Genomic DNA, 24,655 nt, shown 5'->3' on the forward strand with positions numbered 1-24,655 from the left:
TCTGAGGTGCACCATGAGTGCTGAATTGTTGCTGAACGTGACCCCGAGTGAAACTCGTGTGGCCATGATTGAAGGGGGGGCTCTTCAAGAGATCCATGTCGAACGAGATGCTCGACGCGGTATCGTAGGAAATATCTATAAAGGACGTGTAAGCCGTGTTCTTCCGGGAATGCAGGCGGCTTTTGTGGATATAGGCCTTGAAAAAGCAGCTTTTTTACACGCCTCTGATATTGTTCCACACACTGAATGTGTTGCTGAAAATGAAAAGAAGCAGTTTCAAGTTCGTGACATTTCAGAGCTTGTTCGTCAAGGGCAAGACATTGTGGTGCAAGTGGTCAAAGACCCTCTTGGAACTAAAGGTGCTCGCCTAACCACGGATATCACTCTACCGTCTCGTTATCTGGTATTTATGCCGGGCGCAAGTCATGTCGGCGTTTCCCAACGAATCGACAGCGAGTCTGAGCGTAACCGTCTTAAAAAAGTCGTGTCTCGTTACTGTGACGAACACGGTGGCTTCATCATCCGCACTGCGGCTGAAGGCGCTGACTCGAATGAACTTGCACAAGATGCCGCTTTCTTGAAGCGACTTTGGCTAAAGGTTCTTGAGCGTCGTGGTAAACACAAAGCGCGCACTCGCTTGTATGGTGAACTTTGCCTAAGCCAACGTATCTTGCGTGATTTTGTCGGTACTGAGCTGAGTAAGATTCAGGTCGACTCTCGTCTAGAGTATGAAAACCTAAAAGAGTTTACCTCTGAATACGTGCCAGAGCTGACAGACAAGCTTGAGCTGTATGAAGGTGATAAGCCTATCTTTGATATGTACGATACCGAGAACGAAATTCAGCGTTCATTGGATCGTAAAGTCGAATTAAAGTCTGGTGGATATCTGATTATCGACCAAACTGAAGCGATGACCACGGTTGATATCAACACTGGTGCGTTTGTTGGTCGCCGTAATCTAGAAGAGACGATTTTCAACACCAACGTAGAAGCGACTCAAGCGATTGCTCGCCAGCTACGTCTGCGTAACCTAGGTGGCATCATCATTATCGACTTTATTGATATGTTGTCAGAGGAACATCGTAAGCGAGTACTAACTTCTTTAGAGGCTGCGCTAGATAAAGACCGTGTGAAAACCAATATTAATGGCTTCACGCAGCTTGGTTTGGTTGAGATGACTCGTAAACGTACTCGTGAAAGTATTGAGCATATCCTGTGTTCGAGCTGTCCTGCTTGTGAAGGTCGCGGCAGTGTGAAGACCGTTGAAACCGTTTGTTATGAAATTCTTCGAGAGATCACGCGAGTGAATCGTGCATATGACGCCGATAAATTTGTGGTTTATGCGGCAGCTGCCGTAGCTGAGGCGTTAGAGGGCGATGAATCTCATGCGCTTGCTGAGCTTGAAGTCTTTATTGGTAAGCAAGTTAAAATCCAGGCTGAGCCTCTGTACATACAAGAGCAGTTTGATGTTGTTATGATGTAATGGAAATTTTGTGAGCTCAAGCGTTACTCTGATTCTACGTGCATGTTTATGGTTAGTGGTTACTCTCTTAGTAACGCTAGCCATTGCCGTAACTACACTGCGTGTAGCCTTACCCAATTTAAATAAGTATCAATCTGAAATTGAGCTTTGGGTAAACCAACATTCCGGTTTTGATTTTTCAATTCAAGACGTGGGCGGTTTTTGGCGTAACACTCACCCTTCTATTGCTCTGCAAGGCGTTAAAGCCAGCCTTCCTAATGCAGAAGATGTGACCTTTTCTGTCGAGCGTGTTGAAGTCGAGTTTGACTTGATTCAATCGCTTGTTCAAATGCGTCCGGTTGTGGCCGATTTGGTCATGAATCAAATGTATCTTGATATCCGTTCTATTGATCTGTTTGCCGGGCAAAATGGCAAAGACGAACCTAAAGATCCCGGTTCTTCCAAGCGAGTGGTACAAGAGCTCGATAATTTACTGCTGAAAACTTTGGTGGATGTGACCGCTAAAGATTCCTCTCTTTTGTATCGCACTATCTCTGATGAAGAACGTCAGCTTGATATCGAAACTCTGAAATGGCAAAACTCTGGTAAGCATCACCTTGCGGAGGGTGTGGTAAGTATCAAAGATGCCAATCTAAACTCTTTGTCAGTGAGTGCTAACTTTGTTGATGGCGGCTCGTTAACGGATATGACGGGCGAATTTTATGTTAGTGCGGACAGCATTTCAGTTAAGCCTTGGTTAACTCGTTATATGCAGGCGGAATCCGGCATTGAGACGGGCACTGTGAGCTTGAATAGCTGGCTAACACTGCGTAATAGCAAACCTGTGAGCGCTTATGTTGAAGTTCTGCCTTCAGAGTTGACTTGGAAGGAAGATGGTAAGCATGACTTGATGCTTGAGTCAGGTATCTTTAAGTTGTCTCCGATTGATGATGGTTGGCAGGTAAATGGTCACTCACTAAACCTTAGAACGGATGATACACCTTGGCCTGAGCTCGACGTTGCGTTCAAGTGGAACCAAGGTCCTTGGGAGCTCAATGTCTCTGAATTAAACATTGAGACAATTACGCCGTTGATTAAGCTGATGCCTGACTCTGAACAATCAACCAAAATGATCAACGTATTGGCGCCGGGCGGTACTGTTTCTGATATCCGTGTCTCAATGGATTCGGGAATCGATAGCCTACGCTACTCTGCCAGCTTTTCTGATCTTGCGATTGAGCAATGGGATTTAGTTCCAGGTTTTAGCCAAGTGTCAGGCAGTGTGTTTGGTTCGGCTTCGGAAGCCAAAGCTAGTCTGCATGTGATTGATGATGTGTTCCCATATGGTGATGTTTTCCAAGCCCCTTTGAACATCAAGCAAGGTCAGGTTGATATTGTTTGGCAGCAGGATGAAAACGGCTGGAAACTGTGGTCGGATAAAATCACGGCAGCCACACCAGACTTACAAGTACTAGGCGCATTTCGCTTAGACTTTCCAAAGGATGCGAGCCCATTCTTATCCTTCTATGGCGAAGCGGACGCTTACAATGTAGGTGAAACATGGCGTTACCTGCCGACACTGGCACTTGGACAAGACCTGACCGATTACCTTTCAACTGCGATTCAAGCCGGTAAGGCTGATACCGTAAAGCTATTGTGGCATGGTGATTTATCTCATTATCCCTACACTAATCATGATGGTATTTTCCAAGTGTGGGTCGGATTAGAAGATGCTAAATTCAGCTTTGATACAGCATGGCCATTGATTACTGACCTTCAGCTCGATCTGCTATTTGAAAATGATGCAATGCATCTAGATTCTCGCTCAGCACAGCTGATGGATGTGACAGCTGATCGCATCACTGGACGTATTCCTTATCTAGGGGAAGGCGGTCATATTGAGATTGAAGCCAAGGCAACGGCGTCTGGCAATGCGGTGCGTGATTACATGACGGCTTCGCCACTGGTTGACTCAGTAGGGGCCGCGTTAACCGCACTTCAAGTGAGTGGTGATGTCTCTTCCGAGTTCCAGCTCAATATTCCGTTTGATTCTGAAAGAGAAGCAAGAGCATGGGGTTATGCTGACCTTAGTGGTAACCATGTTGAGATTGAAGCGCCGCCAATGGTGCTTGAGAACACCACGGGCCGTATCGAGTTTGATAATGACGTAGTGACAGCAAATGGCCTCGCCGCTGATTTGCTTAAGCAAGGGATATCGCTTGATTTTAAAGGTCAGAATGATGGCCCTGGCTACGCAGTTGATATCGATGTGTTAGGCGATTGGGATGTTAAACCTTTAGAACCTTACATTGGTGAACAATGGCTAAGTCGCTTATCTGGTCATGCGCAGTGGCAAAGTCAGATTGATATCCAACTGAATGACATCGGTTTTACATACCAATTGGATTTGCAGTCTGATCTAAAATATCTCGCGAGCGATTACCCATATCCATTGGCCAAAAAGTCATTGGAAAGTGGCTCTGCAAGGCTACAAGCATCGGGTAACCAAGAGTCGATTACTGCGCGTCTGCAGCTGCCGAACACTAAGTACCAAGCTGAAATTGATATCACGGGGGATGTGCCTGAGTTAACGGCGACCAACCTAGTGCTTGGTCGAGGTGGGTACAAAATTAGCCCGGTGGTGGGTCATCATGCACTGATTCGTACCGACAAGTTTAATGCGGATGATTGGTTATCGGTTGTGATGGAACCTGTACAGCCGTCAACCGCTGTGCTTAGCCAAATGAATACGCCAACCATCCCTGCGCCAAGTCGTGTGACCTTCGAAAGTAAAGAGCTGATTCTAGGTGGTATCTCTTGGAATGATGTTGATTTTAGCGCTCGTAAGAACAAGCAAGCGTGGCAAATGGAAGTGTCTAGTCAAGAGCTAGAAGGCGATGTTAATTATCTACCTCCTTACGACTTGACCGTTTCACTGGATCGTCTGCATCTGTTTGTTCCTGAATGGAGCGACAAATCAAAGCAAGAGCCATTGCTGCAACGCAAAGAGCAAGAAGCACCTTTGGTCTCTGAGTTGGATCGAAAGATACATGATGTCATGCCGAATCTAACGCTAACCCTTAACGACTTTTGGCTACAAGGCTATAAGGTTGGCAAGGTCGATGTTGAGCTTGCTAGAGAAGAAAACCGCATTGCGTGGAAGAAAATTCAGGTGCGCAGCGGCGGCAATAAAGCGGATGTAAGCGGCTGGTGGGAATTGAATGGTGACAAGAGTCATTCATCTTTGACCGTTGACGTTGAGGGTGAAAATAACAGTGAGTTGATGGAACGCTTTGGTATCACTTCAGGGATTCAAAAAGCACCATTTGCGCTAGAAGCTCAACTTGGTTGGGATGGTTCGCCTTGGGGCATTAAGATGGATACGCTTGATGGCAACGTGAAAACCAAGTTTGGTAAAGGCATTATCTCAGATGTGAGCGGCGCAGCTCGTCTACTTGGTCTGTTTAGCCTAGATTCGATCATCCGCAAGATGCAGCTCGATTTCTCAGACGTGTTTGATAAAGGTATGGCATTCAATAGCATTACCGGTACGGGCGAGATCCAAAACGGTATCTTCCTGACTAATGACTTGAATATGGATGCGGTGGCGGGTGAGATGAAGATCAAAGGCATCGCCAACCTAAATACGCGTCAGGTTGATGCAGAAGTGAACTTTACTCCAGATATCACTTCTGGAATTCCGGTATTAACGGCGTTTGCGGTAACCCCTCAAACGGCGCTGTACGTATTGGCGGTGACCACGGTTATTTCGCCGGTTGTTGAAGTCTTTACCCAAGTTAATTATTCGGTGAAAGGGCCATTGGATTCACCAACGGTGAGCGAGCTTTCTCGTAGCTCCGGTGAGTTCCAGCTACCAGAGAAACTCAGAAAGTTAGCCGAATAGGCCTTATATCCTAGTCAGCGAATATACGGTGAAATGCTGATTTCTGAATCATAATGAATGGAGGAGCGATACACATGGATTGTGTTGGGTTGATTCAAATGACATCTGGCCCTAGCCCTGAATTGAACTTTGAGTACCTTGTTCAAGAGGTAGCAAAGTGCAAAGAGTTAGGGGCGAAGTGGGTTGTGTGCCCTGAAAACGCGTTAGTCTTTGGCAGTAAAGCTGACTATCACCAGTATGCAGAGCCTCTAAATGATGGCCCACTGCAAAAGAAAATCTCTGAGCTAGCAAAGCTTCAGCGAATTTGGATCGTTATTGGTAGTATGCCGATAAGCACAGCTAAAGGCGTGACTACCACAACCTTGGTGATTGACGATTTTGGCAGTTTAGTGGCTCATTACGACAAGCTACACATGTTTGACGTAGATGTCGCCGATGCCCATAAGTGCTATCGAGAGTCGGATATTTTCACACCGGGTGACCAAGTTGTGACAGCGGAAACGCCTTTTGGTCGCTTAGGTTTGAGTATTTGTTATGATGTGCGCTTTCCACACTTATATTCCGAGTTACGGAAACAAGGTGCGCAAATCATGGTTGTTCCGGCAGCATTTACTGCAGTAACCGGACAGGCGCATTGGGAAGCACTATTAAGATGCCGTGCGATCGAAACACAATCGTGGATCGTTGCGGTAGGACAAGGTGGCAAACATCCTTGTCAAAGAGAAACATGGGGACACTCTATGGTGGTTGATCCCTGGGGAAGAGTGGTCGCACAGTTAGACCAAGATCCTAAAAGTATGGTGGTTGAGATAGATACGTCCAGTTGCGAATCAATCAGGCAAAATATGCCCATCGCGCAACACTCTCGATTTACCAATCAATTTTAATTACAAACAAGAGCCATCTATGAGCATTAATCAAATTGAAGAAGCGCTACTGAACCCAACAGGGCTTACGGAGCAAAATATCGCAGATACATTGGCGAGCATTGCTACCCGCCAAATTGATTATGCTGATATCTACTTTCAGTCTAGCTGGCACGAATCTTTGGTGCTAGAAGATAGCATTATTAAAGACGGCTCTTTCAATATCGATTGCGGTGTTGGTGTTCGTGCGGTATCTGGCGAAAAGACCGGTTTTGCTTACTCTGACCAAATCCAATTGGATGGTCTTAAACAGAGCGCAATTGCAGCTCGTGGTATCGCGAAGCAAGGTCAAAATGGAAAGGTACAAGCATTCAAGCGCAACGCTAACCAAGCTTACTATGATGCAGTTAACCCGTTAGCAAGCTGGGAAAAACAGCAGAAAACAGAATTACTAAAATCATTAGACGCTTACATTCGCACTAAAGAGCCGATGGTGACTGAAGTATCGGTAAGCCTAAGCGGTGTGCATGAGCAGATGCTGGTTGCTGCGACAGATGGTACTTACGCTGGCGATATTCGCCCGCTGGTTCGTCTATCAATCAGTGTTCTTGCTCAGAAAGGCGATCGCCGTGAGCGTGGTAGCGCTGGTGGTGGTGGTCGTTTTGGTTACGACTTCTTCCTAAGCGATGACAAAGGCACTCAAGTTGCTTACCAATTTGCTGATGAAGCGATTCGCCAAGCTCTTGTTAACCTTGAAGCGGTTGCTGCGCCTGCTGGGGCAATGCCTGTGGTTCTTGGTTCTGGTTGGCCGGGTGTTCTACTGCATGAAGCGGTAGGCCACGGTTTAGAAGGCGACTTCAACCGTAAAGAGTCATCAGTATTCTCGGGTAAAGTTGGCGAGCAAGTCACTTCAAGCCTATGTACGATTGTCGATGACGGTACATTGACTGATCTTCGTGGTTCATTGAACGTCGATGATGAAGGTGTTAACGGTCAGTACAATACTTTAATCGAAAACGGCATCTTAAAAGGTTACATGCAAGATAAGTTGAACGCTCGTTTAATGGGTGTTGCTCCTACAGGTAACGGTCGTCGTGAGTCTTACGCGCATCTTCCAATGCCACGTATGACTAACACCTACATGCTACCGGGTGAACACACACCTGAAGAGATCATTGCGACAGTTGAGAAAGGTATCTACGCACCAAACTTCGGCGGCGGTCAGGTTGATATTACTTCTGGTAAGTTTGTATTCTCGGCTTCTGAAGCTTACATGATTGAAAACGGTAAGATCACTCACCCAGTGAAGGGTGCAACGTTGATCGGTTCTGGTATTGAAGCGATGCAGCAAGTGTCTATGGTCGGTAACGATCTAAGCATCGACCGTGGTGTGGGTGTGTGTGGTAAGGCTGGTCAAAGCGTGCCAGTAGGTGTTGGTCAGCCAACATTGAAACTAGACTCGCTAACCGTTGGTGGCACTGAGTAATTCAGACGAATCTCTGTCAACTTACTTGAAAAATCAAATTGAAAAGCGCCTCCATGTGAGGCGCTTTTTGTTTTTAGATTACTGATTCGGTGAGCGTATAAAGTTGCTACATGTTCTCTTCAGCAAATTCAGCCAGTCGGCTACGTACCACACCATTGAGGTGGATATTGGCACTGCCTTCGAAGTTTTTAAAACGCTCAACCATATAGGTTAAGCCTGAAGTCACAGGGGTTAAGTAAGAAGAGTCTATCTGGGCTAGGTTGCCTGAGCAGACGATTTTAGTGCCTTCACCACAACGTGTGATGATGGTTTTGATTTGTGATGCGGTGAGGTTCTGGCACTCATCGAGAAGCACAAACGCATTCTGTATTGAACGGCCACGCATGAAGTTAATGGATTTGAACTGGATATTAGCTTTGTCACAGATGTATTTCATTGACCCTTCAGTACAGTGGTCATTCTTGTGCAGTGCTTCGAGTGTATCGGTCACCGCGGCCAACCAAGGTAACATCTTCTCTTCTTCGGTCCCCGGGAGGAAACCAATCGACTCACCAATGTCGGGCGTGTTTCGGGTTACGATGATCTTATCGAACTGTTTACGTTCAATAGTTTGTTCAAGCGCAGCGGCCATGGCTAACAGCGTTTTACCACTCCCTGCTGCACCAGTTAGGATCATCAGATCAATATCAGGGTCGAGCAGGGCATCAATCGCCATTCCTTGGTAAATGTTTTTTGGCGTGATGTCCCAAGCTCTTCGGTTCATTAAGCGTTCACGGCTTAAGTCCCTGAGTGTGATGGTTTCGGTATCAATCTCTTCAACTCTTGCTGCAAAGTCGCTCTCTTCATCAATCACATATTGGTTGAGGAAGGTCGGCTCAAAAGGCGCTCTAGCTAAGGTGTGCAGTGTCTTTCCACCTAAACTTCTGCTCTCGACATTGTCGATACCATCCCAAAATGATCCTTCGAGCTGTTGAAAGCCTTTGGTGAGATATTGAATATCATCAATCAGTTGGTCTGTTTGATAGTCTTCAACAAAGCGAACACCAGCGCCTTTGGCTCGTAAGCGCATGTTGATGTCTTTGGTGATGAGAACCACTTCGCGTGGCGCGCGTTTGTTTTGAAGGTAGAGTACAGCGTTGAGGATTCGGTTATCGCCTGCCTTGTCGTCGGCAAAGGCTTTGATGCTTTCTTGAAGTTCGTAATCGGCGAGTATTGAAATACTGCCTGAGGCTTTAATGTCTTTGGTGAAAGGGATACCTTCCGATATTTGGTCTGGTGTAGCTTCCCTGAATAGATCTTCGAGAGTTCGTATCGCAATTCTCGCATCTCGGGCAACGTCTCTCTTACTGTCTTTGATTCTGTCTAGTTCTTCTAGCACTGTCATGGGGATAACGACATCGTGCTCTTGGAAAGAAAATATAGCGAAGGGTTCGTGAAGTAGGATATTGGTGTCTAAAACAAATAGCTTCCGGTTGGTCTCGCCCATAGCATCTCCTTGCCGACGTGCGGCTTGCCTTGCATTCATTGAACGTAGATAAAGCTCATATAAAGATTAGTATCTGATTCTGGTGATAGTCAACTACTCACCTAAACTTCATCTAGAGGAATACCACCATATCGTTGTAGATGAATATGGCGTATTCGTTTGAGAGCAGCAATCTGCCACCTATAGATTAACCATGATTTTTTGACAGTTTGATTGCACTGGCGAAAACAGAAAAAAAGCACGAAATCATCTCCTTTAGGCGTGACCTAAATCACAGCATCGAGTAAGATTAGCGACCTTTTTCTGCACCATTTTCTTGAGATATTTATTATCTAGAGCGCACTTAAAAAGTGGCTGCAAACTAGGCATTTTTGGCTATATTTTTAGTTCAGGAGCGAGAACGTTCTTGTTTGAAACTGCAGTTAAAAAGACCAAATTCCAACTATAAGATTGAGGTAGTCGATTCATGACATTTGCTTTGGGGCAACGCTGGATAAGCGATACGGAGAGCGATTTAGGTTTAGGTACCGTTGTAGCAATGGATGCTCGCACAGTGACACTAATGTTTGCAGCGTCAGAAGAAAACCGTGTTTATGCACGTACTGATGCTCCCGTAACCCGAGTAACGTTTAATGTAGGCGATGTCATCGAATGCCAAGAAGGTTGGTCTCTGTCTGTCGAAGAAGTTATCGAAGACAAAGGACTGCTAACCTACTTAGGTACTCGCGAAGATACCCAAGAAACAGATGTCACTCTGCGTGAAATCTTCTTAAGTAACCAGATCCGCTTTAACAAGCCACAAGATAAACTGTACGCAGGTCAAATCGACCGTATGGATAACTTCGTGTTGCGTTACCGCGCGTTGAGTAACCAGTACCAACAACACAAGAGCCCTATGCGTGGCTTGTGTGGTATGCGTGCTGGCTTGATCCCTCACCAGCTATACATCGCTCATGAAGTGGGCCGTCGTCACGCTCCGCGCGTTTTACTGGCTGATGAAGTTGGCCTAGGTAAAACCATCGAAGCGGGCATGATCATCCACCAACAGGTGTTGTCTGGCCGTGCTGAACGAATTCTGATTGTGGTTCCTGAAACTCTACAGCACCAATGGTTAGTAGAGATGATGCGCCGTTTCAATCTGCACTTCTCTATCTTCGATGAAGAGCGTTGTATTGAAGCGTTTGCTGAATCGGACAACCCATTTGATACCCAGCAGTACGTTCTGTGTTCTTTGGATTTCCTACGTAAGAGCCGTAAGCGCTACGAGCAAGCACTTGAAGGCGAGTGGGACTTGCTGGTTGTCGATGAAGCGCATCACCTTGAGTGGAGCCAAGACAAACCAAGCCGCGAATACCAGGTGGTTGAAGGCTTAGCGGAAAATACGTCTGGTGTGCTACTACTAACAGCAACGCCTGAACAACTAGGTCGTGAGAGTCACTTTGCACGTCTGCGTCTGCTTGATCCTGACCGCTTCTACGATTACGAAGCATTCGTTGAAGAAGAAGACCAATACGCACCGGTTGCTGATGCTGTTACTGCATTGTTCTCTGGTGTGAAGCTTGAAAACAGTGCGAAGAATCAGATTACTGAACTGCTTTCTGAGCAAGATGTAGAGCCGCTGTTCCGTGTTATCGAAGGTGATAGTAGCGAAGAAGAGCAAGCGTTAGCTCGCCAAGAATTAATTGATAACCTTATGGACCGCCATGGTACTGGCCGTGTTCTATTTAGAAACACGCGAGCTGCAATCAAAGGCTTCCCTAAGCGTAATGTAAACCTACTGCCGATGGAGATTCCAACGCAGTACACAACCTCAATGCGTGTATCTGGCATGATCGGTGGCAAGATGGCTCCCGAAGCTCGTGCTATGAAGATGCTGTACCCAGAAGAGATCTTCCAAGAGTTTGAAGGTGAAGACTCAAGCTGGTGGCAGTTCGATTCACGTGTTAACTGGTTGATTGAAAAAATCCAAGATAAGCGTAGTGAAAAGATCCTAGTGATCGCATCACGTGCAAGTACGGCGCTTCAATTAGAGCAAGCACTGCGTGAGCGTGAAGGTGTGCGTGCAACCGTATTCCATGAAGGCATGTCGATCCTTGAACGTGATAAAGCGGCGGCTTACTTTGCTCAAGAAGAGGGCGGTGCTCAGGTTCTGATCTGTAGTGAAATCGGCTCTGAAGGTCGTAACTTCCAGTTTGCTAACCAGCTAGTAATGTTCGATCTTCCGTTCAACCCAGACTTGCTTGAACAACGTATTGGTCGTTTGGACCGTATCGGTCAGCTGCGTGATATCGACATCCATGTTCCTTATTTAAAAGGTACATCACAAGCGATCCTTGCACGTTGGTTTGATGAGGGTCTAAATGCATTTGCAGAGACATGTCCAACTGGTCGCACAGTTTACGACAAGTACTCAGATGTTCTTATCGAAATGCTGGCTTCTGGTAATACAGAGCAGCTTGATGAAGTGATTGAAGAGTCTGCCAAGCTAAATCAAAGCCTAAAAGCGGATCTAGAAAAAGGTCGCGATCGCCTATTAGAGATGCACTCAAACGGCGGCGACAAAGCACACGAAATCGCAGAGAAGATTGCATCAACTGATGGCGATACTAACCTAGTAACGTTTGCACTGAGCTTGTTCGACACGATTGGTTTGAACCAAGACGACAAAGGTGAAAATGCGCTAGTCGTGACACCATCTGAGCACATGATGGTACCAAGCTACCCAGGTCTACCATACGAAGGCGCAACCATCACATTCGATCGTGATACAGCCCTTTCTCGTGAAGACATGAACTTCATTAGCTGGGAGCACCCAATGATTCAAGGCGGTATTGATCTGCTACTGAGTGAAGGTGTGGGTGCATCAGCGGTATCATTGTTGAAAAACAAAGCGCTGCCAGTGGGTACTATCCTGCTTGAGTTGGTTTACCTTGTGGATGCGCAAGCACCGAAACGCAGCGGTATCAGTCAGTTCCTGCCTAAGACACCAATTCGTTTGATGATGGATGGCCGCGGCAACGATCTATCTGCTCAGGTTGAGTTTGATAGCTTTAACCGTCAGCTAAGCCCTGTAAACCGTCACTTAGCGAGCAAGCTAGTGAACTCGGTACAAGGCGAGATTCACAAGCTAATCGAAGCGGGTGAGACGCATGTACTGCCTAAGGTTGAAGAAGTTCGTCAACAAGCTCAGAAAGATATGCAAACTAACTTGAATGGTGAGCTAGAGCGTCTACAAGCGCTTAAAGCGGTGAACCCTAACATTCGTGATGAAGAGCTAGAGGTAATCGAAGCTCAAATCAATGAACTGACAGGCTACATCAGCAAAGCTCAGGTTCAGCTAGATTCATTACGCTTGATTGTGGTTTCTCACAACTAGTTTGAATTAGCGGAATGCTTCAACGAAATAAGGCCTTCATTACGAAGGCCTTATTGTTATCTAGCGTTTGAAAGATGTATTGGTTGTTGAAAGCTGTATTGGCTGAGGAATTACATCAACCACTTCCACCAAACAAATACCGCTAGGAAACCAAATAGGTAAACAAGACCTGCTACAGACAACCATTTTAGTTTGGTGCCAATCGCTAGAGCTTCAGGAAGCTTGGCTTTGTTTACCAAAATGAAGTTAAGCAGAGCGAAGAACGGTGTCGTTGCAAACGCAAGTACCATTGCAAAATCCAACATTGGCATCAGCGCAGCACTGAAGAACATCACAATCGCCAATGCCGCGATAGAGACAATGATTATCCAGCCTTGCAGCATGCGTGGGCTCGACTCTTTTTTGAATAACAGACGTTGTGATTCAGCAAGTACGCGTGAGTAGCCATCGATAACGGTAATGGTGCTGCCAAAGATACAGAAGAAAGCGACGATGGCGATCAGTGGACGAGACCATTCACCAATCGTAGAAGCATAAATACCGACTAACTGGTGAGTAAAACCAACGCCAGAGCGAGACAGTTCAACACCTGAACCGTGAAGTACCAGCGCACCTAACGCGACGAATACTAAAGCAAGCAGTGCCGTACCAATGTAGCCGACGTTAAAATCGAACAGGGCTGATTGAGCTGTGACTTCTTGTTTCTCTTTTTGGCTTTTAAGCCACATTGATGTGATGCTAGAAATTTCTATAGGTGCTGGCATCCAACCCATGGTCACGACGATAAAGCCGATAGCGGCCAACGACCAAGGAGATGGCGGAACAAAAGCCGCATCAGGTTCAACGGGAGAGCCGATAGCAATCGCAACGGCAGCTAAGGTTGTGATGGTCAGGATCGCCATGATCGCCTTAGATAAGGTATCAAGAGCACGATAGTGGCCTGCAAATAGAATGATCAAGCATGTTGCTAAAACGATCATGCACAATGTGCTGGTGGCTAATTCGAAAGGAACAAAGTAGCTAAGTAAGCTTGCACTGAATAGCAACAAAGCAGCCGTGTTCACGACGGCGGAAATGGCGCTCAATATTGAAAAGATCACAAGGTATGGGCGACCTAGGTTAGAGTAGCCCTCAACCAAGCTTTGACCTGTTCCCAATGTATATTGGATACCGGCTCTAAAGAATGGGTATTTAAATACGTTAACCAGAATAATAAGAGCGGCGAGTTGCCAGCCATAAATCGCACCAGCTTTGGTCGAGGCAACTAAATGTGAGCCACCTACTGCCGCAGCAGCCATCATGATGCCAGGGCCAAGAGACTTGATTAAACTTGATAGGGGAGCAGAGGTTAGTGTTTTGTCTGTGGTTGTTTTAACCGTACTTTCCATCATTTTTCCTTTGATGCTGACTTCTTATTTTCCGTTACCCTATCAATACCATGTTTTGTAAAGTCGTCAACTTTTATGTACGAAAATGTTGGGAATTGTATTTAATAATAAACAAATCAACCGTAAGTTATTTATTCACCAGTAATTAAGAGGTTTCAATGGCGTTAGAACAGTACACACCACCACGTGAACCGTGGGTCGACATTGTCTATCAAGATGACGATATTCTAGTGGTGAACAAGCCAGCAGGCCTACTTTCAGTGCCGGGAAGGTTACCAGAGCATTACGACAGTATGTGGAGTCGGTTGGTTGAAGAGTTTGCTGATATTCAGGTAGTGCATCGTTTGGATATGTCGACATCGGGCTTGATGCTGTTGGCTAAACACAAACAAGCTGAGCGGCATTTGAAGAAGCAGTTCCAATATCGACTGACACATAAGCTCTATTACGCACGAGTGTGGGGGGCAGTAGAAGAAAAAGAAGGGCTCATTGATCTGCCACTCATCTGTGATTGGCCGAATCGCCCTAGGCAGAAAGTGTGTTTTGATGACGGCAAGCCATCACAGACTCGTTATGTGGTGGAGCAAGAAGAGGCTCAAACCACCTTGTTGAAGTTACTGCCGATTACCGGTCGCTCTCATCAGTTGCGTGTGCATTGTATGGAAATAGGGACGCCTATTGTTGGCGATGAGTTTTATGCAACGCCTGAAGCTTTTGAGTATAGCGATAGATTAGCTTTACATGCGTGTGAACTGAGCTTCTATCATCCGGAGAACAACCAACTGTTCAAAGCCTTTGTTCCTTGTGAATTTTACCCTCAAGCGTCACCACAAATTGAACAGCACTTTGAAATTGCGCCAGAGCTTCCAGACTACAGAAAGCTAAAAGCTTAGAATGGTGTCATCAATACCAATTCAAGGACGTACAATGCCGAAGTTGAAAGTGGTCTTTCTTGACCGGGCTACCATCCCATCTCAAATCAATTTAAAACCGCTTAGCTTTGAACATGAATGGATTGAGTTTGATTTTACTGCTCCAGAGCTCGTTGCTGAGCGCGTTGCGGGAGCAGATGTTGTTATCACTAATAAGGTTGTGCTCAACGCTGATAATTTAGCTCAAGCGCAACAACTCAAGTTGATCGCGGTTTCTGCGACAGGTGTCAACAATGTCGATGTGGAATACTGCAAGAGCAACAATATCGCGGTGGCTAACGTACAGGGTTACGCGACTCAATCGGTTCCTGAGCATGTGATTGCAATGTTGTTTACGTTAAAGAGAAACCTCGTCGGTTATCACCAAGATATTGAAGCCGGGGAGTGGCAGAAGGGTAAGCAGTTCTGTTTCTTTACTCATCCGATTCAAGATGTAGCGGGCAGCACATTAGGTTTAATGGGCAGTGGAAGTTTAGGGCAAGCCACCGCGATATTAGCTAAAGCGATTGGTATGAACGTCATCTTTGCTGAGCGCAAAGGGGCATACTCTTGTCGAGAAGGGTATCTGCCTTTTGAAACTGTTTTAAAGCAAGCGGATGCGATTAGTTTGCATTGTCCATTGACTGATGCGACCCGAGACCTGATTTCAGAGCGAGAGCTAGCAATGATGAAACCAAGTGCGGTGTTAATTAATGCTGGCCGTGGTGGACTTGTCGATGAACAAGCCTTGGTTGAAGCTTTGAAAAGTAGTGAGATTGCAGGTGCTGGAATGGATGTATTCACACAAGAGCCAGCAGACAACTCGAATCCACTATTGGCTAACAGTCAATTACCTAATTTACTGCTAACGCCTCACGTTGCATGGGGCAGTGATAGCTCAATTCAAAAGCTGTCGGATATCTTAATGGACAACATAGATGGCTTTGTCGCAGGTAATCCGCAAAACTTAGTGCGTTGATTCTTGAGATCTTTACTACGATTGGTATTAAGCGAGTAGAATTCAAAACAAAAAAGGTTGGCTTTTGGGCCAACCTTTTTAGATCGTTATGTCGATTAAGTGATTTAGCCTTGCGGCTTAACTACCAATACATTGATTGGTGAGTTCTGTACCACTTTGCTTGCAACAGAACCAAGAACCACTTTGTCGATTTTCGAACGCTTATGGCTAGGCATCACAATAAGGTCGGCGCCAAGCTTTTCTGCGTAATCAAGAATCGTCGTGTAAGTTTTACCTTCAGCTACGTGAACCTTATACACCACTTCATCGTCGATGTGTTTGTCGGCAAACTCTTTCAGCTGATTTTTAACATCAAGCTTCATTTGGTTCGCCGCATCTTTCGGGAAGTAAGACGCCACCATCGACATGTGAATGCCCGGTAGTACGTTCAGAATGTGGATTTCAGCATTGCTGTGTTTCGCGTGCCATACCGCTAGCTCGACTGCTTTATCAGAAAAGCCTTTGTCGTTAAGATCAACGGGAACAAGGATTTGTCTATACATGTATTCGTCTCTTTTTGAGCAGCGCTTAGCACATACCAAACGCTGTAATTATCTTTTCCATGTAGTAAAAAAGCCAAATAGAGTAGAGCGCTACTTGGCTCTATCCATTACGCGCTAATCTCATCCTTACGAGCACGCCTTCTTTGGTTCATCGCTAAACCAATCAAAATCAGTAGGGCAGGTAAGAATACCCACTCTTTCATTGGTCGATCTGCATCTTGGATAACGGATTTAATTTCCCAATCAAAGTCAATGCCAGCGGCTTCTGCAGGGCTACCAAACTCAACCATATCAACAATCATCTTGTTGTCAGCTTGTGTCAGCATTAGGCCCATTGAAGCAATGCGGTCTTCACTTGTTGTCGCAGAATCTTCAAATGGAAGGCGGACTGTCTTCTCAGAATAGTTACCTTCTAAGTTTTCGCCACCTACTCTCAATTCAAGTGATTGTCCCACAGATAAATTTTCTGTGATTTGAGCGATCTCAACTCCTGGCGAAAGAACTTTCTCTGGATAAATCATGTCCCACCAGAAACCTGGGCGGAAGAAAGAGAAAGTCAGAACGATAAGCAGTATGGTTTCCCACCACTTGTTCTTAGTGAACCACCAACCTTGAGTTGCTGCTGCAAAGATAAGTACCGCAGTAACCGAAGAGAAAATCGTTAGCGCTAAGTGCCACCAAGAATCAATGCCCATCAACAGTAGTTGGGTATTGAAGATGAACATGAATGGTAAGATTGCGGTCCGGATATCGTAGGTAAAACCTTGAATACCTGTACGAATCGGGTCTGATTTCGCAATAGCTGCTGCGGCAAATGCTGCCAGACCTACCGGAGGTGTGTCATCCGCAAGAATACCGAAGTAGAACACGAATAAGTGCACCGCAATCAGTGGGATGATAAGACCATGCGCAGCGCCTAGGGTCACGATTACCGGCGCCATCAGCGTGGATACAACGATGTAGTTTGCTGTGGTTGGTAAGCCCATACCTAGGATCAAGCTGATTACCGCAGTAAATAGCAGCATAAGGATGATGCTACCGCCTGAGATAAACTCAACGAAATCCGTCATTACAAGGCCGATACCCGTCAGAGTCACCACGCCTACAACCGTACCAGCAGCAGCTGTCGCTACACCGATACCGATCATGTTACGCGCGCCTGAAACCAAGCTCTCAGCTAGGTCAACGAAACCAGCTTTAGTTTGCTCTGCAAGATCGTCTGATTTGTTCATCAGAGTCATCAAAGGACGCTGAGTGATCAAAATGAAGATCATGAATACGGTTGCCCAGAATGCAGATAGACCTGGCGAGAAACGTTCAACGGTTAGACACCAAACTAGCACTACGATCGGCAGTAGGAAGTGCAAACCAGATTTAATTGTTGGACCTGGATCTGGAACTTCTTTCAGGTCTGCATCGATTTCCATGCCGCCTTCAGCTGCGTATTTTGCTGATACGCGAACCAGAGCAACATAAGCGATCAATAGCGCCACAGTTACGATCGGTGTTGCAGCATCGCCAAATACATCTTTCGTCCAACCCACACCGTAGTAAACCGCGGCACTAATAACACATAGACCTAATATGGTGCCAGTGAAAGAGAGTAGGCTTTGTACGATAGTTGGTGTGTGACGACGAGGTAAGCCGGTCATGCCAGCTTTACATGCTTCTAGGTGAACGATGTAAATCAGAGCTATGTAAGAGATCAGAGCTGGCAGTAGCGCCGCCTTGATAACTTCCACATACGAGATGCCCACATACTCAACCATCAAGAATGCCGCAGCACCCATGATAGGTGGCGTTAGTTGGCCATTGGTTGAAGCCGCAACTTCTACCGCACCTGCTTTTGTGCCCGGGAAACCAACACGCTTCATTAGCGGGATAGTAAAGGTACCTGTGGTTACCACGTTTGCAATAGATGAACCTGATACCAGACCAGATAACCCAGAGGCTACAACGGCTGCTTTTGCTGGGCCGCCTTTCATGTGACCAAGCAGAGAGAATGCAACCTTGATGAAGTAGGCACCAGCACCAGCACGTTCTAGCATTGCACCAAACAGTACAAACAAGAATACGAATGACGTTGATACGCCAAGAGCAACACCGAATACACCTTCCGTTGTTAGCCACAGGTGCGACATTGCCTTGTTCAGGCTTGCACCTTTATGGGCGATAACGTCTGGCATGTGTGGACCGCCAAAGGTGTAAAGTAGGAATACTGCCGCCACAACCATAAGAGGTGGACCTAAAGCGCGTCGTGTTGCTTCAAGCAGTAAAACCATGCCGAATACAGCAGCAACAATATCGAATGTTGTTGGTGCGCCCGAACGACCGGCAAGTTCAGTGTAGAAAATATAGATATAAGAAGCTGAAAAACTACCTACTAGCGCCAATATCCAGTCGACTGCAGGAATGCGATCCCGAGGCGAGTTCTTCATAGCTGGATAAGCGGTAAAGGCTAGGAAAATAGCAAACGTAAGGTGAATTGCTCGAGCTTCAGTGTCGTTTAAAATTGCGAAGTTAAAAATGAACGGCAGCGGAGATGCATACCAAAGTTGGAACAGTGACCAACATAGAGGCACAAACCATAAAATACGGCCTTGGATACCACGAGGGCTACGCGCACCAGTATCTGATTGTGCCACCATTTCTTGCACATCTGGAGACGGTGATGTTGTCTGCGTCATGTACTTTATCCTTATTATTGATGGTCTGCCTTTTCTTACGAACAACCAAACGTTATTTATTTCCTATCTAGTGTAGTGAATGGATAGGGAAATGCGTTCTTTGTTCGTCTTTGTCTTAGGCTTGATACGAAGGTAAGTCCTCCAAATTGGAGAAACTTAAAGGGTTGCTCTTTTCACTTAAGTTATTTTTATAAAACGTGAAAAGCCAATAAGGAGGGCTAGCCTCCTTATTGGTGTAGTAGGCTTAAAGTAGAATTACTTTAGAAGGCCCACTTCTTTGTAGTATTTTGCTGCGCCTGGGTGAAGAGGGATAGAGATACCCGCTTTAACCATGTCTTCTTTTTTCAGGTTAGCAAATGCTGGATGTAGGCGTTTGAAAGTGTCAAAGTTTTCAAATACTGCCTTAGCAACGTTGTATGCAACTTCTTCAGAAACGTCTGAAGTTGTTACCATTGTTGCTGCAACACCGAAGCTGTTTACGTCAGCGTCAGTACCACGGTACATGCCAGCAGGAACTGTGCTGTAAGCGTAGTATGGGTTTTCAGCTACGATCTTGTCGATCTGTGGACCCGTTGCTGAAACCAGTTTTGCATCACAAGACGTTGTTGCTTCTTTGATTGATCCGTTCGGGTGACCAACCATGTAGATAAATGCATCAATCTTGTTATCACAAAGTGCTTGTGAACGCTCAGAACCTTTAAGTTCAGAAGCAAGCTTGAAGCTGTCGTTCGTCCAACCCATTGCGTCCATTACAACACCCATCGTTGCACGGTCACCAGAGCCTGGATTACCAATGTTTACGCGCTTACCAGCTAGGTCAGAAACATTGTTAATGCCAGCATCGGTACGAGCGATGATGTTGAACGGTTCTGTATGTAGAGAGAACATAGCGCGAAGTTTCTTGTATTCGCCCTGATCTTTGAACTTACTTGTACCGTTGTAGCCGTGGTATTGCCAGTCCGATTGAACAACACCGAAATCTAGTTCACCAGCACGGATGGTGTTAACGTTGTAGATTGAACCACCAGTAGACTCTACAGAACAACGAATGTTGTGGTCTTTGCGGCCCTTGTTCACTAGTTTACAAATTGCACCACCAGTCGGGTAGTAAACACCCGTCACTGAACCAGTACCAATTGTGATGAACTCTTGAGCGTTAACAGCGCCAGCGCCCATTACAGCAGCTGCAATAGCACCAACTTTAATAAGTTTGGTAAATGCCATGAATTTCCCTTCCTTTATTCATTATTAACCCTGAAACAAGTGTAGTCGTTTCTGGAGTTTCCTATTTGGAAACGGCACCTTTTTCAATCCATGTGATGAAAAAGTGGCTGAATAATATCAAAAATTGGCAGAAAATTACTCGAATGTTAAAAGATATAGCTAAAAAATCTAACAAATGATGTCTAGATCTCGTGTTTAATTTGCTACTGAGTTTTTTAAAATCAATGATTTAGTGTAATTTCGGGAAGGGTGTATGGATATTCTAGGATGTGATTTGGATCACGAAGCGAATAGATGTTCGTGATCCATTAGTAAGGCTGATAGTTATGAAACAGTGATCAATTATCCTGCGTATTCAAACAGTTCGCACACAGAATCAAACAGTTGCTTAGTGGTAACCGATAACGTTGGAGTAATAAAGATAGTGTCATCACCCGCGACTACACCCAGTATGCCTTCCGACTTACCTAGTGAGTCTAATAAGCGAGCGATAAGCTGAGCTGCACCAGGGCCAGTGTGTATCACAACTAATGCATTGTTGTGGTCAATATCTAGTACTAATTCTCGTAAAGAGCTAGAAACTGTCGGAACACCCAGTTCAGCAGGAAGACAGTAAACCATCTCCATTTTTGCGTTACGAGTTCGAACGGCACCAAACTTGGTTAACATACGCGAGACTTTAGACTGGTTGATGCTTTCAAAACCTTCGTGTTTTAGTGCATCTACAATTTCGCCTTGTGAGCCAAAACGTTCTTCTTTTAGTAAGGCTTTAAATGCACGAACTAAGTTGTCTTGCTTTTCTGTATTGCGCATATGTCATTCTTATTCATTAACAAAGATGTTTGCATATTCTCGCATACATATTCAATTTTAGCCAAAACATCCCTGTAATTTGTTAGTCATATCACTGTAAATATTTAATAGAATAATGTGTTATTTGCGACGACTTATTTTGTTATTTCAGTCGATTATCGCCATAATGCGAACTTGCTGTGTAGCACGGTTTTATTGACTTGCGCGAAGTCGCAAAGCTAGCGTTAATTGATTGTAATCACTTTGTGATTAATATAGTTTTTTAACTTAGATTTAGCTCAAGAATTACCCTACAAAGAATCTATAAGAGAAAGCTCTCAAGGAGAATAACAATGAAAGTAGCTGTTATTGGTGCCGCTGGTGGCATCGGTCAAGCCCTAGCCCTACTACTTAAGAACCGCCTACCTGCTGGTTCAGATCTTGCACTTTACGACATCGCTCCGGTAACACCGGGTGTTGCTGCCGATCTTAGCCATATCCCAACGCCTGTTTCGATCAAAGGTTACGCGGGTGAAGATCCAACACCAGCACTAGAAGGTGCGGATGTTGTACTTATTTCAGCGGGTGTTGCTCGTAAGCCTGGTATGGATCGTGCGGATCTTTTCAATGTGAACGCTGGCATTGTTAAGTCTCTTGCAGAGAAAATCGCAGTTACTTGTCCTACTGCTTGTGTTGGTATCATCACTAACCCAGTAAACACAACAGTGCCAATCGCGGCTGAAGTACTCAAGAAAGCAGGTGTTTACGACAAGCGTCGCCTATTCGGTATTACTACTCTTGATGTGATTCGTTCTGAAACGTTCGTTGCTGAACTAAAAGACAAAGATCCAGGCGACATTCGTGTTCCTGTTATCGGCGGTCACTCAGGCGTAACGATCCTTCCTCTGCTTTCTCAAGTTGAAGGCGTAGAGTTCACTGATGAAGAAATTGCAGCGCTAACGACTCGCATCCAAAATGCAGGTACTGAAGTAGTAGAAGCTAAAGCTGGCGGCGGCAGTGCGACACTGTCTATGGGTCAAGCGGCTTGTCGTTTCGGTCTTGCTCTAGTGAAAGCGCTTCAAGGTGAAGAGAACGTGATTGAATGTGCATACGTTGAAGGTGAAGGCGAACACGCACCATTCTTCGCTCAGCCAGTTAAGCTAGGTAAAGAGGGCGCAGAAGCGATCCTTAGCTACGGTGAACTGAGCGACTTCGAGCGTAACGCTTTAGACAGCATGCTTGAAACACTAAATGGCGATATTGAGATTGGTGTTGAGTTCGCTAAGTAAGCGATACAGCATTTAACTCAATTTAAAATTGCTAATAAATGCCGGTCATTATGATCGGCTTTTTTGATCCTTGGATTTGCCTCGTTCGTAAATAGTGTTTTAGAGATGAAAGTGGGGCAGCAGTTATGAGTCGTATTCAAAAAGGAATGAACGTCCATTTCCATTTAGGTAGATTGGGAAAGATCCTCGTTATAGATGAGCAAGAGCAATTTGCGCTGGTTGAGTCATACAATAGCCACGAGCAGTACGCAGTGCCGCTGGAAGAGATAAAAGAAGTCGAAGCTCAACTTCCGTTGTCGTTAGAGTCGAGTCGTTATTGACAGTGGATTTGAAAAGATTTTCGTGAGGATCAAAAAAAGAGCCCTGAGGCTCTTTTTTATTATCTATGTAATGTCGCTATATAGAAGACAGTCTACAAAGTTACTTGCTGCGTTTAACAGCCAAGTGTGCAAGTGTGGTTAGTGCTTGCTTATATTCAGAGTCAGGCAGTACAGAAAGCTCAGCAATCGCTTTGTCGGCTTCTTCATAGGCTTTATTAGTCGTGTACTCTAATGAGCCTGTGTCTTTCATCACCGCCATAATGTCGTCGAGACGTTCCATGCCGTTCGCTTTCTCAATTGCTTCACGAATCATGCTTGCTTGTTCAGGAGAACCATTGTGCATTGCATATAGTAAAGGCAGCGTTGGTTTGCCTTCAGCAAGGTCGTCACCAACGTTCTTGCCCATCTCTTTACCATCAGCAGTGTAGTCCATCACATCGTCAATCAGTTGGAATGCGGTGCCTAGGTATTTACCGTAGTTTTGCATTGCCGTTTCGATTTCTGGTGATGATTCGCTAAGGATGGCACCGATTTGTGTTGCGGCTTCAAACAGGCGAGCGGTCTTAGAGTAGATCACTTGCATGTAGCTTTCTTCAGTGGTGTCTGGGTTGTTGCAGTTCATTAATTGTTGAACTTCACCCTCGGCAATCACGTTTACTGCTTCACTCATTAGCTCAAGGATCTTTAAGGATCCTAGCGTTGTCATCATTTGGAATGAGCGAGTATAAATAAAGTCACCCACCAAAACGCTAGCAGCATTACCAAAAGCTGCGTTGGCTGTCGCTTTACCGCGTCTCATGTCCGATTCGTCGACGACATCATCATGAAGTAGGGTTGCTGTGTGAATAAACTCGATAAAGGCTGCAGAGGTGATATGAGCTTCACCTTGGTAACCAAGTGCGCGAGCAGATAAAAGAGCAAGCAAAGGGCGTAGGCGTTTGCCACCACCGCTAACGATATAAAAACCAAGCTGGTTGATTAAACTTACGTCAGAATTAAGTTGGGCTTGAATTGTTTCATTCACTTTTGCCATATCATTGGCAGTAAGCGTTTGGATAGCTTTAAAATCCATTGTTCATCCGGCTGAAGTTAGACCCTGTAAGGCTTATACGTTGTATTTAATTGTTGAATAATACACTAAAAAACGTTGATTAATACATCGCTAAAGGGCATGATTGCCGCACTTTTCTTTGGCGAACAGGTTTTCGCCAATTTTTTAAAAATATGGCTTGTCATAGCGCCATGATTCCCGTAGAATCTGCGCCCTATTGATTAGTTTAGCGCACACCCGAGTTGTACAATTAACAACCATAGGCTGTGCGGAAAAAGCGGAGTAAAATATGTACGCTGTTTTCCAATCTGGTGGCAAACAACACCGAGTAAGCGAAGGTCAAACACTTCGTTTAGAGAAATTAGACGTTGAAACTGGTGCAACTGTAGAATTTGATAAAGTTCTTCTTGTTGCTAACGGCGAAGAAATCGCTGTTGGTGCACCTCTTGTTGAAGGTGGCAAGGTTACTGCAGAAGTAGTACAACACGGTCGTGGCGATAAAGTAAAAATCGTTAAGTTCCGTCGTCGTAAGCACTCGCGTAAGCAAGCTGGTCACCGTCAGTGGTTCACTGAAGTGAAAATCACTGGCATTAACGCTTAAGTATTAGGAGAGTTTAACAATGGCACATAAAAAAGCTGGCGGTTCTACTAATAACGGCCGCGATTCAGAAAGCAAACGTCTTGGTGTTAAGCGTTTTGGTGGTGAATCTGTTCTTGCAGGTAACATCATCGTTCGTCAACGTGGTACTAAATTCCACGCTGGCACAAACGTTGGCATCGGTAAAGACCACACTCTTTTCGCTCTTACTGAAGGTAAAGTGAAATTTGCTGTTAAAGGTCCTAAAAACCGTAAGTTTGTAAGCATCGAAGCTGAGTAATTTAATCTTTAATT

The 24,655-nt window shown here is 45.3% G+C and carries 18 protein-coding genes; 11 read left to right on the top strand and 7 right to left on the bottom strand.

Annotated features, from left to right (window positions below):
• Window positions 1–13: 13 nt before the first annotated feature.
• The 4 genes from rng (at window position 14) to tldD (ending at window position 7,718) form a co-directional block, all read left to right on the top strand.
• Entirely contained in the window at window positions 14–1,483 is a 1,470-nt protein-coding gene (gene rng, locus OC193_RS01830) for a ribonuclease G (RefSeq protein WP_017061363.1), read from the top strand.
• Between the two features lie 10 nt (window positions 1,484–1,493).
• Window positions 1,494–5,366, top strand: a complete 3,873-nt coding sequence (locus OC193_RS01835; RefSeq protein ID WP_048657964.1) for a YhdP family protein — start codon at window positions 1,494–1,496, stop codon at window positions 5,364–5,366.
• Window positions 5,367–5,440: 74 nt separating this feature from the next.
• Window positions 5,441–6,253 (top strand): carbon-nitrogen hydrolase family protein, encoded by an 813-nt coding sequence (locus OC193_RS01840; protein WP_048662733.1) that lies wholly within the window; start codon window positions 5,441–5,443, stop codon window positions 6,251–6,253.
• Between the two features lie 19 nt (window positions 6,254–6,272).
• Window positions 6,273–7,718, top strand: coding sequence for a metalloprotease TldD (gene tldD, locus OC193_RS01845; RefSeq protein ID WP_048662734.1), 1,446 nt, complete (start codon window positions 6,273–6,275; stop codon window positions 7,716–7,718).
• 106 nt (window positions 7,719–7,824) lie between these two features.
• Here the strand turns inward: tldD and OC193_RS01850 are convergent, their stop codons facing one another.
• A complete protein-coding gene (locus OC193_RS01850; protein ID WP_048662735.1) occupies window positions 7,825–9,204 on the bottom strand; it encodes a PhoH family protein in 1,380 nt (459 codons plus the stop codon).
• 466 nt (window positions 9,205–9,670) lie between these two features.
• On the opposite strand from OC193_RS01850, the gene rapA reads away from it, so the two are divergent.
• On the top strand, window positions 9,671–12,580 hold the full coding sequence (gene rapA / locus OC193_RS01855) for an RNA polymerase-associated protein RapA (RefSeq protein WP_048662736.1): 2,910 nt from the start codon (window positions 9,671–9,673) through the stop codon (window positions 12,578–12,580).
• 110 nt (window positions 12,581–12,690) lie between these two features.
• Here rapA and OC193_RS01860 read toward each other — a convergent pair whose 3' ends face one another.
• A complete protein-coding gene (locus OC193_RS01860) occupies window positions 12,691–13,968 on the bottom strand; it encodes an NRAMP family divalent metal transporter (RefSeq protein ID WP_048662737.1) in 1,278 nt (425 codons plus the stop codon).
• 158 nt (window positions 13,969–14,126) lie between these two features.
• On the opposite strand from OC193_RS01860, the gene OC193_RS01865 reads away from it, so the two are divergent.
• Together OC193_RS01865 and OC193_RS01870 are read left to right on the top strand one after the other, a co-directional pair.
• Window positions 14,127–14,861: a pseudouridine synthase gene (locus OC193_RS01865; protein ID WP_048662738.1), complete on the top strand. Its 735-nt coding sequence runs from the start codon at window positions 14,127–14,129 to the stop codon at window positions 14,859–14,861.
• A gap of 34 nt (window positions 14,862–14,895) precedes the next feature.
• Window positions 14,896–15,858: a D-2-hydroxyacid dehydrogenase gene (locus tag OC193_RS01870; RefSeq protein ID WP_048662739.1), complete on the top strand. Its 963-nt coding sequence runs from the start codon at window positions 14,896–14,898 to the stop codon at window positions 15,856–15,858.
• Window positions 15,859–15,962: 104 nt separating this feature from the next.
• Here the strand turns inward: OC193_RS01870 and OC193_RS01875 are convergent, their stop codons facing one another.
• The 4 genes from OC193_RS01875 to argR all read right to left on the bottom strand — a co-directional run bounded on the left by OC193_RS01875 (window position 15,963) and on the right by argR (window position 21,124).
• The gene (locus OC193_RS01875) at window positions 15,963–16,400 is read right to left on the bottom strand and encodes a universal stress protein (protein WP_010434405.1); all 438 of its coding nucleotides are present in this window, start codon (window positions 16,398–16,400) and stop codon (window positions 15,963–15,965) included.
• Between the two features lie 107 nt (window positions 16,401–16,507).
• A complete protein-coding gene (locus OC193_RS01880) occupies window positions 16,508–19,087 on the bottom strand; it encodes a TRAP transporter permease (protein ID WP_048657972.1) in 2,580 nt (859 codons plus the stop codon).
• Between the two features lie 255 nt (window positions 19,088–19,342).
• On the bottom strand, window positions 19,343–20,311 hold the full coding sequence (locus tag OC193_RS01885) for a TAXI family TRAP transporter solute-binding subunit (RefSeq protein ID WP_017061374.1): 969 nt from the start codon (window positions 20,309–20,311) through the stop codon (window positions 19,343–19,345).
• 342 nt (window positions 20,312–20,653) lie between these two features.
• A complete protein-coding gene (argR, locus tag OC193_RS01890) occupies window positions 20,654–21,124 on the bottom strand; it encodes a transcriptional regulator ArgR (protein WP_004740827.1) in 471 nt (156 codons plus the stop codon).
• A 332-nt stretch (window positions 21,125–21,456) separates the two neighbouring features.
• Between argR and mdh the strand changes: the two genes are divergently transcribed.
• Entirely contained in the window at window positions 21,457–22,392 is a 936-nt protein-coding gene (mdh, locus tag OC193_RS01895; protein WP_009847834.1) for a malate dehydrogenase, read from the top strand.
• A 125-nt stretch (window positions 22,393–22,517) separates the two neighbouring features.
• Entirely contained in the window at window positions 22,518–22,712 is a 195-nt protein-coding gene (locus OC193_RS01900; protein ID WP_048662740.1) for a hypothetical protein, read from the top strand.
• Between the two features lie 100 nt (window positions 22,713–22,812).
• Here the strand turns inward: OC193_RS01900 and ispB are convergent, their stop codons facing one another.
• Window positions 22,813–23,784 (bottom strand): octaprenyl diphosphate synthase, encoded by a 972-nt coding sequence (ispB, locus tag OC193_RS01905; protein WP_048657974.1) that lies wholly within the window; start codon window positions 23,782–23,784, stop codon window positions 22,813–22,815.
• A 268-nt stretch (window positions 23,785–24,052) separates the two neighbouring features.
• Here ispB and rplU point away from each other — a divergent pair, with 268 nt between their 5' ends.
• The gene (rplU, locus tag OC193_RS01910) at window positions 24,053–24,364 is read left to right on the top strand and encodes a 50S ribosomal protein L21 (RefSeq protein ID WP_004740823.1); all 312 of its coding nucleotides are present in this window, start codon (window positions 24,053–24,055) and stop codon (window positions 24,362–24,364) included.
• 19 nt (window positions 24,365–24,383) lie between these two features.
• Window positions 24,384–24,641: a 50S ribosomal protein L27 gene (rpmA, locus tag OC193_RS01915; RefSeq protein ID WP_004735905.1), complete on the top strand. Its 258-nt coding sequence runs from the start codon at window positions 24,384–24,386 to the stop codon at window positions 24,639–24,641.
• Window positions 24,642–24,655: the final 14 nt, after the last annotated feature.

It is taken from the genome of Vibrio crassostreae, assembly GCF_024347415.1.
GTDB classification, from domain to species: domain Bacteria; phylum Pseudomonadota; class Gammaproteobacteria; order Enterobacterales; family Vibrionaceae; genus Vibrio; species Vibrio crassostreae.

What these genes read in the sequence shown, in the direction of transcription:
- rng (WP_017061363.1), top strand. Translation starts at nt 14, where the DNA reads ATGAGTGCTGAATTGTTGCTGAACGTGACCCCGAGTGAAACTCGTGTG.
- OC193_RS01840 (WP_048662733.1), top strand. Translation starts at nt 5,441, where the DNA reads ATGGATTGTGTTGGGTTGATTCAAATGACATCTGGCCCTAGCCCTGAA.
- tldD (WP_048662734.1), top strand. Translation starts at nt 6,273, where the DNA reads ATGAGCATTAATCAAATTGAAGAAGCGCTACTGAACCCAACAGGGCTT.
- OC193_RS01850 (WP_048662735.1), bottom strand. Translation starts at nt 9,204, where the DNA reads ATGGGCGAGACCAACCGGAAGCTATTTGTTTTAGACACCAATATCCTA.
- rapA (WP_048662736.1), top strand. Translation starts at nt 9,671, where the DNA reads ATGACATTTGCTTTGGGGCAACGCTGGATAAGCGATACGGAGAGCGAT.
- OC193_RS01860 (WP_048662737.1), bottom strand. Translation starts at nt 13,968, where the DNA reads ATGGAAAGTACGGTTAAAACAACCACAGACAAAACACTAACCTCTGCT.
- OC193_RS01865 (WP_048662738.1), top strand. Translation starts at nt 14,127, where the DNA reads ATGGCGTTAGAACAGTACACACCACCACGTGAACCGTGGGTCGACATT.
- OC193_RS01870 (WP_048662739.1), top strand. Translation starts at nt 14,896, where the DNA reads ATGCCGAAGTTGAAAGTGGTCTTTCTTGACCGGGCTACCATCCCATCT.
- OC193_RS01875 (WP_010434405.1), bottom strand. Translation starts at nt 16,400, where the DNA reads ATGTATAGACAAATCCTTGTTCCCGTTGATCTTAACGACAAAGGCTTT.
- OC193_RS01880 (WP_048657972.1), bottom strand. Translation starts at nt 19,087, where the DNA reads ATGACGCAGACAACATCACCGTCTCCAGATGTGCAAGAAATGGTGGCA.
- OC193_RS01885 (WP_017061374.1), bottom strand. Translation starts at nt 20,311, where the DNA reads ATGGCATTTACCAAACTTATTAAAGTTGGTGCTATTGCAGCTGCTGTA.
- argR (WP_004740827.1), bottom strand. Translation starts at nt 21,124, where the DNA reads ATGCGCAATACAGAAAAGCAAGACAACTTAGTTCGTGCATTTAAAGCC.
- mdh (WP_009847834.1), top strand. Translation starts at nt 21,457, where the DNA reads ATGAAAGTAGCTGTTATTGGTGCCGCTGGTGGCATCGGTCAAGCCCTA.
- OC193_RS01900 (WP_048662740.1), top strand. Translation starts at nt 22,518, where the DNA reads ATGAGTCGTATTCAAAAAGGAATGAACGTCCATTTCCATTTAGGTAGA.
- ispB (WP_048657974.1), bottom strand. Translation starts at nt 23,784, where the DNA reads ATGGATTTTAAAGCTATCCAAACGCTTACTGCCAATGATATGGCAAAA.
- rplU (WP_004740823.1), top strand. Translation starts at nt 24,053, where the DNA reads ATGTACGCTGTTTTCCAATCTGGTGGCAAACAACACCGAGTAAGCGAA.
- rpmA (WP_004735905.1), top strand. Translation starts at nt 24,384, where the DNA reads ATGGCACATAAAAAAGCTGGCGGTTCTACTAATAACGGCCGCGATTCA.